Here is a 14,364-nt window from a genome sequence, read left to right on the forward strand (position 1 = left end):
TTCCGCCGCCAAACTTCAATTACCATATATGTCGTATCGAATATATATCGCCGTCAGAGGCATATATATGCCAAGGGAGTCTCATCATGTCCGAACAGAGCACCATCGCATCACCCCGAAGGGCCTCCGTCATCCGAGTCGCGATCATCGGCCCGACCGATGCCAACCCCACCAAGAAACTCATCAAGAGAATCCTCGAGCAGTGGAACGATATCTGGGGCGCGGAACGCGGCTACTACCTCGACCCGCGCATGTGGGCCCCGGAACAGTCCACCACCATCTTCGGCGCGGACACCGCACAGGACCAGACGAACCGCCGCATCCTCGACAACGCGGAGATCGTCATCGCCGTCTTCCATTCCCGGCTCGGCACGCCCACCACACGGAACATCCATTCCGGCACGGCCGAGGAGATCCAGCGCGCCATCGACGCGCACAAGCCCTGCCACGTGTTCTTCCGCAACATCGCCGACACGGAGGATCTCGTGGAATACAACCGCCTGCTCACCTACCAGAATGAGCTCAGGCGGAAGAACTATCCGACATCGGCGTGGCCCAAATCCGAGCTGGACTGGAGCAGCACCATCTATCAGGCGATCATGGAGGACCTCCAGCAGCGCATCGACGGTTCCGGTCCCTCCGTGCACGCGCCCGCATCCGCACCCGGGGGTGCGCGCAGGCCCTCCTCCCCCGCCGCGGTGAGTGCCGAAACGGCCGAAGCGGTACGCAAGGCGCTGTTCGGCGACGGCACCACAACCATCGGATCCATCGACGCCGGACAGAAACTCAAGGGCGCCGGCGTGACCTACACCGGCTACAGGCTCATGGAATTCCTGCGCATGGTGGAACGACACGGCGTCATCCGCATCGCACAGGACCCCAACGCCCCCACCACCACACCGCAATACCTCATCAGCCCGGCCGCACCGGCCGCGGTGACCCCGACTCCGACCCCGACCGGCACGGTCCCGACCATCCCGACCCCGGACGTTCCGACCCCGGCCGCCACGGCTCCGACCGCGGCCGTCCCGACCCCGCGACCCGCGCCCACGCCGAAGACCACGGCGACGCCGCAACCCACACCGACGCCGTCGCCCGCGAACGGCCTCCCCTCGCTGAAGCGATACGTGGACGACGCCACGACGTTCACCACGTGGACGTACGTGCCGCCCACGTCCGCCGCCCATCTGATCGCCCGCATCGGACCGGGGGTCAAGCCGCTCGACTTCCTGAACGAGGCCTGGGGCAAGGCATGCGCCGACCACACCGTGACCGTGGCCGACGACGGCGAAAGCGCCGTCTTCACCGCGGACGCCCCCGAACAGGGCTCCGACGGCCCGACCCCGCTGCGTCTGACGGTGCAACGGTCCCGTCCGGATTCACGCCTGCCGTTCTACCTCAGCCGCGTGGACGAGGCGCACAAGACCGACGCCGTCGCCGCCAAGGACACGTTGCGCACGTTCGCGTTCCTCGGCAACGCCAACCCCGAATCACCGGACTCCTACCAGTCGAAGCTCGACCAGCTCGCCGCCATGGCGCTGCCCGAGAACTGGGAGATGCCGGGACAGCAGCATGCGCACGCCCTGCTGGGGAACTACATCACCTACACGTTCCACCACCTGAAGAAGGAGGGGAAGATCGTCTTCAACGAGGCCATCCCCTCCGGTTTCGCGGCCATCAACACCGGATTGGTGGACCGCGGCTCCTACGAGCCGATCTACATGGTCTTCGACCACAACGTGTGGGTGTACAACAACCCGCAGCTGCCCCAATGGCACCTTCAGGGATTCTGCGTGCTGGGCAACGGACAGCTCGGCAAGCAGATGTACCGGAACCTGCCCTCCCGCGACGGACGCACCGAGCTGCCCCGCCGGGCCTCGTACTTCAGGCATCTGAGCGACGTGCTGCTGGATATCCCAGACCCGGACATGCTGAAGGTGGATTACGACCACATCCTCGGCGACAACATCGGACGTCTGCCGAAGGCGTTCCTCGAGCGTGTGATTCGTCCGGACACGCAGGTGCGCCAACGCTTCGGCGGGCTCCCCGACGACCTGAACGACCCCGCGTGGAAGGCCATCGGGCAGGCCGTGCTCGAGGATTCGGATGCCTTCTCGTCCCTGCGCCAGGAGCTGGAACGCGCCATCAGGCAGACGCTGGTGCGCGTGGGCCTCGACTACAAGGTGGCGCTCCCCTCCTACTATCCGACCACGGACAGCATGCAGTTCCTGCTGCCCATCTGCCTGACCGACCACCTGCACGCGGACGTGGCGCTGGTGGTCCAGTCGCAGGCCAACGGCACGGCGCAGGCGCACACCATCCTGACTCTGCCGATGGCGTTCTCCAACGCCCGCATCATCTGCAAGCCGGACAGCAGCTGGCTGAGCATCTGAGCGCGCGCCGGGCACGCGGCGACGGGCCGGCCGCTCCATCGTCCGATACCGGACAGGGGGTTGGGGATGTCGTACGACATCCCCACCCCCTTTCCCTTCGTCTCCGGCTGCTGTCATTATGACAGCGGATATGACTGCACAATGACAGCACGACGATGTTGCCATGACGAAACGGCGAGGAGGCGACGATGGGTACGAGCGAGACGACCGGTACCATCACCGTCCGCAGGGTGCCTGCGGACTGTCTGGAGACACTGAAGAGGATGGCGAAGGACAACAACCGATCCATGGAGGCGGAGGTGCGTTCACTGCTGGAGGACTGCACCACCGAATACCTGGCGCACCGCATCACCACGAACGCCGACCTCGTCGAGGAGATGTGGCGGATACTCGACGGCGACGGTCTCGGGCCGGATGAGGAACTGTGCCCCCCGCGCAATACCTACGATTTCGGCCCGCGTCCCGTTGACCTCGGTCTCGGGGACGAGGATGCGACGACCTTTGACAAGGACGATGACGACCGGAAGGACGGCCATGATCGTCTTTGACACCAATGTCATCAGCGAAATCCTCAAAGAAGATTCAAGCGACCCGCATGTCATCGATTGGTTCATCGGATTGCCACATCGGGAATGTCGCACTACGGCGATCACGGTGGCGGAACTGATGTACGGCGTCGCCATCGCCCCGAAGGGGAAAAAACGAGCACGTCTCTCCGGCGCCATCCAGGCGTTCACCAGAACCTATGCGGACCGGACGCTGCCGTTCGACCAGCAGTCCGCCGCACATTACGCCTCCATAGCCGCGGCACGACGACGCATGGGACGACCGATAGGTACGCAGGATGCGATGATCGCGGCAATCGCGCGGGCGCACGGCGCGGCCGTGGCGACGCGCAACATCAAGGATTTCGAAGGCACCGGAGTCGCACTCGTGAATCCTTGGGAGCACGACCGCCGGTAGCGCGCGGATACAGCATCGACTACTGTCCGAGCTGCTCGGACAGGTCCATCCATTCCATGGTGAGCTCGTCGGACTCGTCGGCGACGGCCTTGAGCTGGCCGTTGAGCTTGTTGAGCCCCTCGTAGTCGCTCGGGTCGTGCGCGGCCATCCGCTCCTCGAGGTCCTTCTTCTGCTCCTCGAGTTTGGCGAGCTTGCGTTCGATGGCGTTCACCCGCTTGGAGGCGTCGTGGAACGCCTTGCCGGTGAGCTTCGGCTCCGCGGGGGCCTCCTGCGCGCCGGACGTGGCGGACGAAGACGTGGACGAACCGCCGTCGCCGGCGTCCGCCGTGGCGGTCACGGCCGTCGCCGCGGAGGAACCGCCCTTGCCCGCGCGTCCGGACCTGCCGCCGGTGCCGGCGAAGCCGGGTTCGTCGGCGGGCAGTCCCTTGCCGTTCTTGAGGTCCTCGACCATGTCGAGGTAGTCCTGCACGCCGCCGGGCAGGTGGCGCACCTTGCCGCCGATGAGCGCGAACTGCTGGTCGGTGACGCGTTCGAGCAGGTAGCGGTCGTGGGAGACCACGATGAGCGTGCCCGGCCAGGTGTCGAGCAGGTCCTCCATCACGGCGAGCATGTCGGTGTCGAGGTCGTTGCCGGGCTCGTCCATGATGAGCACGTTCGGTTCGTCGAGCAGGATGAGCAGCAGCTGCATGCGGCGCTTCTGGCCGCCGGACAGGTCGCGGATCGGGGTCATGAGCTGCGCCGACTCGAAGCCGAGCCGTTCCATGAGCTGGCCCGGCGTGACCTCCTTGCCGTCCACGATGTAGCTGGGCTTGTAGCGGGAGAGCACTTCCTTGATCTTGTACTTGCCGAGCTTCTCGAGTTCGTCGAGCCGCTGGGAGAGCACCGCGAACTTCACGGTCTTGCCGATGTTCACACGCCCCACGGTGGGGGTGAGCGTGCCGTCGATGAGCTTGAGCAGCGTGGACTTGCCGGCGCCGTTCGCGCCGACGATGCCGAAACGGTCGCCGGGGCCGATGAGCCAGGTCACGTCGTCGAGGATCTCGCGGCCGGACACGGTCACCTTGCGCGCGGCGGATGTGGCTTCGGCGGACGCAGCGGCGTCCACGCCGATGGTCTCGCCGCCGGTGTTCATGCGGCGCACCGCACGGTCGTCGTCAGACGACGACGCGCCGCCTTCCGCCTCGGCCTTGGCGCGCGCCTCCTCGGCGGCGGCGACGGCCTCCGGCACGCCGGCGTCGACGAGCCTGGGATCGGTCATGTCGGTGACGGCGACCTCCACGGAGCCATGAAGCTGCGGTTCGGCGTACATGGAGTCCACCACGTCCACGCGGGAGGCGGAGTCGGCGAGCGCGGCCGCATCCGGATCGATGTCGATGGCGGTCTTCTCGAAGATCTGCGTCACGTCGACGAGGTCGACGACCTGCTTGCCGAGGCGCGAGGTGGCCATCTGCTTCAGTTCGAGCGTGTTGCGCATCGGCGGCACGTCGGCGATGAGTTCACGCGCGGCCTTGACGTGGAACTTCTGCTTGGTGGAGCGGGCGCGGGCGCCGCGGGAGAGCCAGGCGAGCTCCTTGCGGGCGAGGTTGCGGCGTTTGGTCTCGCGCACGTCGGCCTGACGGTCGCGTTCGACGCGCTGCAGCATGTACGCGGAATATCCACCTTCGAACGGTTCGATGACGCCGTCGTGCACCTCCCACATGGATTCGCACACCTCGTCGAGGAACCAGCGGTCGTGGGTGACGAGCAGCAGCGCGCCCTGGCCCTTGGACCAGCGGTTCTTGAGGTGTTCGGCGAGCCAGTGGATGGTGACCACGTCGAGATGGTTGGTGGGCTCGTCGAGCGCGAGGATGTCCCAGTCCTTGAGGAGCAGGCGGGCCAGGTCGGCGCGGCGGCGCTGGCCGCCGGACAGCGAGCCGACCTTCGCGTCGAGGCTCATGCCACCGAGCAGCGCCTCGACGATCTCACGGGAGGCGTTGTCGGACGCCCACTCATAGTCGGCGCGGCCTTCGAGCGCGGCCTCGCGGATCGTGGCGTCGTCGTCGAGCGGATCGCGCTGGTCAAGCATGCCGAAGGTGAGCCCGCCGCGCTTCGTCACACGGCCGGAATCAGGCTCCTGCGTACCGCGGAACAGGTGCAGCAGCGTGGACTTGCCGTCGCCGTTGCGGCCGACGATGCCGATGCGGTCGCCTTCGAACACACCCTGCGTCACATCGGTGAAGATGGTCTTGGTGGCGAAGGCGAGCGAAACGTGTTCCAGTCCAATATCGTAAGTCGGCATGGCTCACTAACTTAGCGGCACCACCGGGCATCCCCCGTCTCCCCGCACCTCACGGGACCCTTCTCCCGCATCCCATGGTGCGCTCTTTCTCCCATGGCACGGCAACACACTTTCTCCACAACGGCGGAATGACGCCATTCCCCGTCTACCGCACCATGAGGGTTCCACCGCACCATGGGAGAGAGGAGACGTAGGCGGGAGGGTATGGACCGGAGAATCAGCAGATGACCGGGTCCTTGGGACCGTTCTCCGCATCACGACGGATCAGGCCCTGCGCGTAGCTGTTGCAGCGGGCCGCGAAACCGGTGAACACCTGGTCGGCGAGCGGGTGCAGCAGCGGATTGTACTGGGCGAAATCCTCGCGCAACTGCGATTTGGAGCCGCCCGCGGCCTTGAGGTCTTTGACCATGCTCGGCTCGTCGAGCCATTCCTCGAGCAGGGCGGCGCTCACCTCGAGATGGAACTGGAGGCCCAGCGCGGAGCCAGCGCGGAACGCCTGCACCTTGGTGAGCGGCGAACGGGCGAGCAACTGGGCGCCTTCCGGCAGGCCCACCACGTCGTTGTGCCAGTGGAGCACGTTGATCTGCTTGTCCCACATGGAGAAGTAGTCATGCTTGTCGACGCGCTTGATGGGAGCGAAGCCGATCTCCGGCTTCTCGCCGCGATGCAGCTTCGCACCGAGCGCGGTGGCGATAATCTGATGGCCGAGGCACACGCCGAGCACCGGCTTGTTCACGGCGATGGCGGCGCGCGCCAGCTTCGCCTCCGCCTTGAGGCCCGGATGCTTGTCGTAGTCGGTGGCACCCATGGGACCACCCATGATGACCACGCCGGCGACCTCGTCGAACGAGGGGAGGTCGGGCTTCTTGGTATCCACCACGTTGAGGATCTGGTAGCCGAGACCGATCTCGTCGAATGCGGTGGCGATGCGCCCGGGCTTCTCCCAGGGGACATGTTGCAGAACAAGCACTTGTGGCGTCATGCCTCCTATTGTGACACGACCCGCGTAAACCCGGGACACACGCTCCCATCCGCACTCCTCGAGCTCCCCGCACTTCCCCGCGTCCCCCGCATTTCCCGCATTTTCCCCGCCCGTTCCTATAGAATCGGACGTTCCACGGGCTCCACGCCCCACGATTCCGCCACATCCTATAGAAACGGACGCACACACCCATCACCACACCATCCAAACCGCCCATTCCTATAGAAATGGACGCAACACACGCCCCACCAACCCGCCAGACGCCCATTCCTACAGAATCGGACGCAACGCACACACCGACGGGCGGAAACCACGCACCGGCGGACGGAAACCGCACCCGTCACCCCCGCGGACCATGGGTATACTCTTGACGTATGGGAAACAGCCAAGAACCGCATGATTTCAATACTTCCGTGATGCCTTCGGCCCTCACGCCGGCGAAGGTCGCCAAGGCAGCCGCAGGCCTCAGGCTCTACGACACCGCCTCGCACACCACGAGCGTGTTCACGCCGATCAAGCCGGGCGAGGTCGGCATCTACGTGTGCGGCGCCACCGTGCAGTCGTCGCCGCACATCGGCCACATCCGCGCGGCCGTGGCGTTCGACATCATCCGCCGCTGGTTCCTCAAGCTCGGCTACAAGGTGACGTTCGTGCGCAACGTCACCGACATCGACGACAAGATCCTCGACAAGGCCGCCGCCGCGGGCCAGCAGTGGTGGGCGCGCGCCTACTACTACGAGCGCGAGTTCACGCACGCGTACGAGACGCTGGGCGTGCTGCCGCCTACGGTGGAGCCGCGCGCGACCGGCCACATGTCGGACATGATCGACCTCATCGAACGCATCATCGCGAACGGCCACGGCTACGTGGTGACGGACGCGGACGGCAAGCCCACCGGCAACGTGTATTTCGACGTCGCCTCCTGGCCGCACTACGGCGAGCTGACACACCAGAAGCAGACCGCGGAGGTGGACGAGGCGGCGGCCGTGGCGGACCGCATGGGCCCGTCCGTCGACGCCGCCGGCGACGACAAGTACAATCCGGTCGATCCGGCGGACGCCTCCCCGGACAAGCACGACCCGCGCGACTTCGCCCTGTGGAAGGCCCCGAAGGACACCGACCCGCTCGACGCCCGCTGGAACACGCCGTTCGGCGTGGGACGCCCGGGCTGGCACATCGAATGCTCGGCGATGAGCCACCGCTACCTGAAGGACGGCTTCGACATCCACGGCGGCGGTCTGGACCTGCGGTTCCCGCACCATGAGAACGAGATGGCGCAGACGCGCGCCGCCGGCTACGAGTCGGCCGCGCGTTGGATGCATTCCGCGTGGGTGACCGCCAAGGGCGAGAAGATGTCGAAGTCCCTGGGCACCGGTCTGTCCGTGCCGAGCGTGCTCGCCGAGCATTCCGCGTGGGTGGTGCGCTACGCCTTGGGTTCCGTCCAGTACCGTTCGATGCTCGAGTGGTCCGATCAGGCGCTCGTGGAGGCGCAGGCCGCGTACGAGCGCATCGCGAACTTCATCGAACGCGCGGGCGTGGCGTTGGGCGGCCAGCCGTCGCGCGACGAGGTGGCGGCCGTGTCCGCCGACGACCTGCCGGCCGATTTCGTCGCCGCGATGAACGACGACGTGAACGTGTCCGGCGCGACCGCGGCCGTCTTCACCGGCGTGCGCAACGGCAACACGCTGCTGTCCCGTCTCACCGACCACGCCGATTCCGACGAGGCCCGCGCCGAGGTGCGCGCCTCTCTGCTCGCGGTGCGCGCGATGCTCGACACGCTGGGTCTCGACCCGCTGGCCGAGCCGTGGGTGTCCGCCGGTGCGGCGGGCGCCGCCGGCGACGGCGCGGACGAGTCCCCGGAGCACAAGGCGCTCGAGGCGCTAATCGGCGAGCAGCTGACCGCCCGCGCCGAGGCCCGCAAGGCCCGTGATTTCGCCAAGGCGGATGCGATCCGCGACGCGTTGGCCACGGCGGGCGTCGCCATCGAGGACGGTCCGCAGGGCTCCACCTGGTCGCTCAAGTGACGTCGCGACGTATGGCGCCGCGTCCGCGACCGGTCCGTCCGCGACCGGACGATGCATGACCGGACGACGAAGGGGGCGGAACTTCACGTGAGGTTCCGCCCCCTTCGTCGTGACGTGCGCCGCGTACGTCGCGACGACGCCGTCAGTCGAACACGAAGTCGACGTCGACGATGTGCAGCCGCTTCCTCAGTTCCGTCTCCAGCGAACGCTTGCATTCGATGAGGTCCGCGACGTCGATGACGTCGCTCACGCCGGCGAGGTACACGTCGACCGTGTAGTTCATGCCGGTTTTGAAGATCAGCGTCTTCTCGTATTCGGTGCCTTGCGGCAGATGCCGCAGGGCGACGGCCTCCACGTGCGCGTTCGTCTCGTCGTCGTCGTGGATGCCGCCGACGAGTTCGACGAACGCCTCCTTTAGGACCCCGAAGGGCTCCCTGATGGTGCACAGCACCAGCGCCACGGTGATGACGAAGTCGCCGGTGTAGTGGAGGAAGTCGAACGGGCCGTCGGTGGGCAGGATCATCAGCGCCACGGCCACCGCGCCGATGCCGGCGGACATGGCGCCGTCGACGAGCGTGCTGTTGCATTCGGCCGTGAGCATGGTGCTCGCGTTGCGGATGGACCGGTTGCGTCTCCGGTAGAACACCCACAGGGAGAAGCAAGCGACGACGGTCGCGATTTCGTAGACGACGACCGGTCCGGTTTCGATGCGCTCGCCCTCGCCGAGCACGAACCAGTCGTAGGCGACCTGGGAGACGTCGAGCAGGGAGTAGACGAGCAGGGAGAGGGTGAGGATCGCCTTGGCGATCGCGTAGATCGGTTCGAGGGCGAACAGTCCGTTGGGGAACCGTTCGGTGGTGCGCACGGTGCGCGAGGACAGGTAGACGGCGATCAGTCCGGACAAGACGGAGATCGCGGTGAAGGAGAAGTCGAGGAACATCGCCTGGAGGCCGGTCATGAAGAAGACGGCCATGCCGGCGGCGACCTGCGCCGTGTTGACGACGATGCCGACGGTCAGCGCCCGGCGTTCGACCTGTTTGTGGTCGAGGCGGCCGCGCGCGCGTCCGCCTCCGTTCCCGGTTCCGGTTTCGACTCCGATTCCGCCGGCGTTGCGGATGGTCGCGATGATGTTGTTGGTCATATGGTGGGCCTTCCGTTGCTTGGCTTGTCCGCGTTGGCCCCGACCCGGCGAAGGGCGCGGCTCACAGCAGTCAAACTCAGGGGTGTCCACGGAGATCGACAAAGGAAGGCCGCACGACTCGGGATCCGATGCGGCCGACGTGGGTCAATATCCACGGAATTTCTTGCCGTTCCATGGTACCGGACGCCCCCGATGGGGCGACGTCCGGTTTCGCCCGGGGCCCACCGCGTGGGCCGCCGCGGGTTTTCCCGCGTGGCGGCTAGACTTGGCCGATTATGGCAGCATTTAGTTCTTTGACAGACAAGCTCTCGAATGCGTTCAAGCATCTGAAGAGCAAGGGCAAGCTTTCCGAGACGGACATCGACGGCACGATCCGCGAGATCCGCCGCGCGCTGCTCGACGCCGACGTGGCGCTCGAGGTGGTGCGCCCGTTCACCGCGCGCATCCGCGAGCGCGCTCTTGGCACCGAGGTATCCGAGGCGCTGAATCCGGCGCAGCAGGTCGTGAAGATCGTCAACGAGGAGCTGACGGCGGTGCTCGGCGCCGGCGTGGACCGCCCGCTGAACTTCGCGAAGAACCCGCCGACGATCATCATGCTCGCCGGTCTGCAGGGCGCCGGCAAGACCACGCTGGCCGGCAAGCTCGGCTACTGGCTGAAGGACGCCGGCCACACGCCGCTGCTCGTGGCGGCCGATCTGCAGCGTCCGAACGCGGTCACCCAGCTGCAGGTGGTGGGCGAGCGCGCCGGCGTGCCGGTGTACGCGCCGGAGAAGGGCGTGCAGTCCGACGGCGGCGACGCCGTGTCCGCGCCCGGCCTGACCACCGGCGATCCGGTGAAGGTGGCGCGCGATTCCATCGAGTTCGCGAAGCAGAAGCTGTATGACACGGTCATCATCGATACCGCCGGCCGTCTGGGCGTGGACGAGGAGCTCATGCGTCAGGCGCGCGACATCCGCGACGCCGTGAACCCGAACGAGATCCTGTTCGTCATCGACGCGATGATCGGCCAGGATGCGGTGCGCACCGCGAAGGCGTTCGACGAGGGCGTGGACTTCACCGGCGTGGTCCTGTCCAAGCTGGATGGCGACGCCCGCGGCGGCGCGGCCCTGTCCGTGGCGTCCGTCACCGGCAAGCCGATCCTGTTCGCCTCGAACGGCGAGGGCCTGAAGGACTTCGAGGTGTTCCACCCGGACCGCATGGCCTCCCGCATCCTCGACATGGGCGACATCCTCACGCTCATCGAGCAGGCGCAGAAGCAGTTCGACGAGGCGCAGGCGCGCGAGGCCGCGCAGAAGATGGCGGAGGGCGAATTCGGTCTGGACGACTTCCTCGCGCAGCTGCAGCAGGTCCGTAAGCTCGGTTCGATGAAGTCGCTGCTCGGCATGATCCCGGGCATGGCGGCCCACCGCAAGGAGCTGGAGCAGTTCGACGAGCGCGAGATCGACCGCACGGAGGCCATCATCCGTTCGATGACGCCCGCGGAGCGGCGCAATCCGAAGATCATCGACGGCTCCCGCCGCGCGCGCATCGCCTATGGCTCCGGCAACACGGTGTCCGCGGTGAACGCGCTGCTGCAGCGGTTCGAGCAGGCCGCGAAGATGATGAAGCGCATGTCCAACAAGGCCGGCCTGGGCGGCATGCCCGGTCTCGGCGGCCCGGCCATGGGCGGCGGCAAGAAGAACAAGGGCAAGAACAAGAAGCGCAAGGGCAAGTCCGGCAACCCGATGAAGCGCGAGGCCGAGGAGAGGGCGTTGCGCGACAAGCTGGCCGGCAAGTCCGGCGCCTCGGGCGGCTCCGCGTTCGCCAAGAAGCCGCAGAATCCGGCGCTGCCGGCCGGTCTGCAGCAGGCGTTGGATGCGAACGGCGGCGAACTGCCGCCGAACTTCGGCGGCGGCCTGTCCGGTCTGCTTCACTGACCGGTCTTGTCGTGAATGGGCGTCCTCCCTTGTCGGGAGGGCGCCCATTCCCCGTATTGGACGACGGCGTACCATGGTCGCTACGACGTGCGTCATACGACGAAAGGAGCTTCCCATGCTGATGATCGCCTTGGCCATCTGGGCCATCGTGTGCGCGGTGTGGATCGCGCTGGGCGCCTTGCCGGCCGGATTGGACGGGTACATGCCGTTGCCGTATCTCATCGCGTTGTCCCCGTTCCTGTGGATCCCCTCGCTGGCGCTGGCCGCCCTGGCCGCATGGCAGGGAGAGTGGGGCATGACATGGACGTTGGGCGCCCTGGCGCTGGCGGCGCCGTCGCGTCGCGTCGAATACTGGCGCAAGGGCTTCCGCAGGCGTCCATCACTGGCGGACAGGATCGTCGAGCGGACGCGTCACGACGACCACAACCGTGAAACATCACGTGAAACGGAATCCAAGGGCCGTGGAACAGCGCGTGAAACATCCCTGGAGGCGCCGTCGCAGCTGCGGCTCATGACGCTGAACTGCCGGTTCGGACGTGCGGACGCGGCGGACATCGTACGGCAGGCGCGTGAACGGGACGTCGACGTGCTCGCGTTGGAAGAGGTCTCCGAAAGCCTCGTCGCGCGGCTCGACGAGGCCGGCATCGCACGGCTCCTCCCCTATCGGCAATCAGGCGAGCCGAAGACCGGCGACAACGGCGGATTCAACATCCTGTTCCTCCGTCATGAGCCGGCGGCGGGCGTGCCGGACGTCGTCGACATCCCGGCCGCGGACGTCCCGGCCGTCGTCCTGCGCATGGCGGACGGCCGCACCGTCACCATCGCCGCCGCGCACACGAAGTCGCCGATGCGCGGATGCGCCCAATGGTCGGCCGGCATCATCGGATTGGGCGAACTCGCCAAGGCCGAACACATCGGCGACCGGGACATCGCCGTGGTGATGGGCGACCTCAACGCATCCCTCGAACACCCGAGCTTCCGCGCACTGCTCCGATCGGGATTCCGCGACGCGAGCCTCACGCAGGGACGGGGACCGAGCCTCACGTTCCCCAGCTGGACGCCGTGGCCGCGCATCGAACTCGACCATATCCTCGCCACGCCGGGCGTCACGTTCCATGACGTCGAGCCGGTACGCGTCGCGGGCACCGACCATCTCGCCCTCACCGCCACGCTGCGGCTGCGCGAGGCGCGGATACAGGGGCGTTGAACGTCCGCTGGCCACGTCGCAAGGTTGTTCACCGCAGGTTCACCGCGTCCGCCTTCCCAGCCACCCCATACGGGGGTAGCATGGAGTCACAGGGACCGATTGTCGGCCCCTCCCAAGGAAGGGAGATTCCCATGAGCAACCCGAACGCCAACTATGGAGGCCCCGCCGTCCCGCCGCCGCCCGCCGCGCCGGTGCCGCAGCAGCCGTACCAGCCGCAGCCTCCGCAGAACGAGAAGACGAACATCTTCGCCATCCTCAGCCTGGTCTTCGGCATCCTCGGAGGCTGGCTGGGCCTGCTGTTCGGCATCATCGCCATCGTCCAGATCAACAAGAAGGGCGGCAAGGGCAAGGGCCTAGCCATCGCCGGCATCGTCATCTTCCTGGTGTGGATTGTGATCCTCATCGTCATGAACGCCGCCGGAGCGTGATTCATGCGCCGACCCTGACGTACGTCCGGGCGCACACCGCATACGGACCGTACGTCTTGTGCCGGGACGATATCCGACTTCTTGGATTCCGTGCCCCGGACCGTTTCCGCGCACGCCTCGCGGCGTGTCGGACGGTCCGGGGCGCGGCGCTATAATGGGCCAGTTATTCGCGCGCGCGCGGCGCCCTCTACACCCCGTGCCGCGAGGAACACGTGGGCTCGGCGAGCTGCGCCCCACAATGCGAACCGAACACACACCCCTCATACATAAGGAGAGCCATTTTGGCAACCAAGATTCGTCTGAAGCGCATGGGTAAGAAGTTCTACGCGTACTACCGCGTGGTGATCATGGATTCCCGTACCAAGCGCGATGGCCGCGCCATCGAGGAGATCGGTACGTACGATCCGAACACCCAGCCCTCCACGATCAAGATCGACTCCGAGCGCGCCCAGTACTGGCTGGGTGTCGGCGCCCAGCCGACCGAGCAGGTCTTCAAGCTCCTCAACATCACCGGCGACTGGCAGAAGTTCAAGGGCCTCGACGGTGCCGAAGGCACGCTGAAGACCGCTGAGGCCGGCCCGGATGCCGCCGCTCGCGTCGAGGCCGTCGAGGCCGAGGCCCAGAAGCTCAAGGCCGCCAAGTCCGAGGCCGAGGCGAAGGCCAAGGCTGAGGCCGAAGCCGCCGCCGAGGAGGCCCCGGCCGAGGAGCAGGCCGCCGACGCCGAGTGAGCCCCGTACAGGCTTCGAAGCAACAGGCACGACAGCAGAAAGGCTGATTGGACATGCTCGCACAGGCTGTGGAACACCTCATCAAGAACATCGTCGACTTCCCGGATGACGTCACGGTCAAGTCCCACGAGAACGCGCGCGGCGAACTGCTTCGCGTGCGCGTGAACCCGGAGGACATCGGCCGCGTCATCGGTCGCTCCGGCCGCACGGCCAACGCGATCCGCACCGTGGTGCAGGCTCTGGCCGACCACAAGGTGCGCGTCGACATCATGGATGTCCGTCGGTAAGACGTTCCACGCCTCCA

11 protein-coding genes and 2 pseudogenes are annotated in these 14,364 nt (G+C 66.6%); 9 read left to right on the forward strand and 4 right to left on the reverse strand.

Annotated features, from left to right (window positions below; translation table 11 throughout):
- Positions 1-86: 86 nt before the first annotated feature.
- From KIH78_RS02180 to KIH78_RS02190, 3 genes are all read left to right on the forward strand, one after another.
- Positions 87-2,393, forward strand: a complete 2,307-nt coding sequence (locus KIH78_RS02180) for a DUF3825 domain-containing protein (protein ID WP_219131049.1) — start codon at positions 87-89, stop codon at positions 2,391-2,393.
- 188 nt (positions 2,394-2,581) lie between these two features.
- Complete coding sequence (locus KIH78_RS02185) at positions 2,582-2,941, forward strand: FitA-like ribbon-helix-helix domain-containing protein (RefSeq protein ID WP_214311913.1); 360 nt, start codon at positions 2,582-2,584, stop codon at positions 2,939-2,941.
- A complete protein-coding gene (locus KIH78_RS02190; protein ID WP_219131050.1) occupies positions 2,928-3,356 on the forward strand; it encodes a type II toxin-antitoxin system VapC family toxin in 429 nt (142 codons plus the stop codon). Before KIH78_RS02185 ends, KIH78_RS02190 begins: the two co-directional genes overlap by 14 nt.
- A 19-nt stretch (positions 3,357-3,375) precedes the next feature.
- Here the strand turns inward: KIH78_RS02190 and KIH78_RS10850 are convergent.
- The 3 genes and pseudogenes from KIH78_RS10850 to KIH78_RS02200 all read right to left on the reverse strand — a co-directional run.
- Positions 3,376-3,609, reverse strand: a pseudogene (locus KIH78_RS10850) (ABC transporter C-terminal domain-containing protein); the annotation flags it as partial.
- Positions 3,610-3,731: 122 nt separating this feature from the next.
- Positions 3,732-5,634 (reverse strand): annotated as a pseudogene (locus tag KIH78_RS02195) (ABC-F family ATP-binding cassette domain-containing protein); the annotation flags it as partial.
- Between the two features lie 217 nt (positions 5,635-5,851).
- Positions 5,852-6,616: a type 1 glutamine amidotransferase gene (locus tag KIH78_RS02200; RefSeq protein ID WP_214311907.1), complete on the reverse strand. Its 765-nt coding sequence runs from the start codon at positions 6,614-6,616 to the stop codon at positions 5,852-5,854.
- A 374-nt stretch (positions 6,617-6,990) separates the two neighbouring features.
- Here KIH78_RS02200 and cysS point away from each other — a divergent pair, with 374 nt between their 5' ends.
- Entirely contained in the window at positions 6,991-8,640 is a 1,650-nt protein-coding gene (gene cysS / locus KIH78_RS02205) for a cysteine--tRNA ligase (protein ID WP_219131052.1), read from the forward strand.
- A 142-nt stretch (positions 8,641-8,782) separates the two neighbouring features.
- Here cysS and KIH78_RS02210 read toward each other — a convergent pair whose 3' ends face one another.
- The gene (locus KIH78_RS02210; RefSeq protein WP_219131053.1) at positions 8,783-9,781 is read right to left on the reverse strand and encodes a cation transporter; all 999 of its coding nucleotides are present in this window, start codon (positions 9,779-9,781) and stop codon (positions 8,783-8,785) included.
- Positions 9,782-10,056: 275 nt separating this feature from the next.
- Between KIH78_RS02210 and ffh the strand changes: the two genes are divergently transcribed.
- The 5 genes from ffh to KIH78_RS02235 all read left to right on the forward strand — a co-directional run bounded on the left by ffh (position 10,057) and on the right by KIH78_RS02235 (position 14,347).
- On the forward strand, positions 10,057-11,697 hold the full coding sequence (gene ffh / locus KIH78_RS02215; RefSeq protein ID WP_219131054.1) for a signal recognition particle protein: 1,641 nt from the start codon (positions 10,057-10,059) through the stop codon (positions 11,695-11,697).
- A gap of 118 nt (positions 11,698-11,815) precedes the next feature.
- Entirely contained in the window at positions 11,816-12,904 is a 1,089-nt protein-coding gene (locus KIH78_RS02220; protein WP_219131134.1) for an endonuclease/exonuclease/phosphatase family protein, read from the forward strand.
- Positions 12,905-13,035: 131 nt separating this feature from the next.
- Positions 13,036-13,332, forward strand: a complete 297-nt coding sequence (locus KIH78_RS02225) for a DUF4190 domain-containing protein (RefSeq protein ID WP_236034358.1) — start codon at positions 13,036-13,038, stop codon at positions 13,330-13,332.
- A gap of 281 nt (positions 13,333-13,613) precedes the next feature.
- Positions 13,614-14,060: a 30S ribosomal protein S16 gene (gene rpsP / locus KIH78_RS02230; RefSeq protein WP_214311898.1), complete on the forward strand. Its 447-nt coding sequence runs from the start codon at positions 13,614-13,616 to the stop codon at positions 14,058-14,060.
- 53 nt (positions 14,061-14,113) lie between these two features.
- Positions 14,114-14,347: an RNA-binding protein gene (locus tag KIH78_RS02235; RefSeq protein ID WP_214311896.1), complete on the forward strand. Its 234-nt coding sequence runs from the start codon at positions 14,114-14,116 to the stop codon at positions 14,345-14,347.
- The last annotated feature ends 17 nt before the right edge of the window (positions 14,348-14,364 follow it).

It is taken from the genome of Bifidobacterium saguinibicoloris, assembly GCF_019331725.1.
Taxonomy (GTDB): domain Bacteria; phylum Actinomycetota; class Actinomycetes; order Actinomycetales; family Bifidobacteriaceae; genus Bifidobacterium; species Bifidobacterium saguinibicoloris.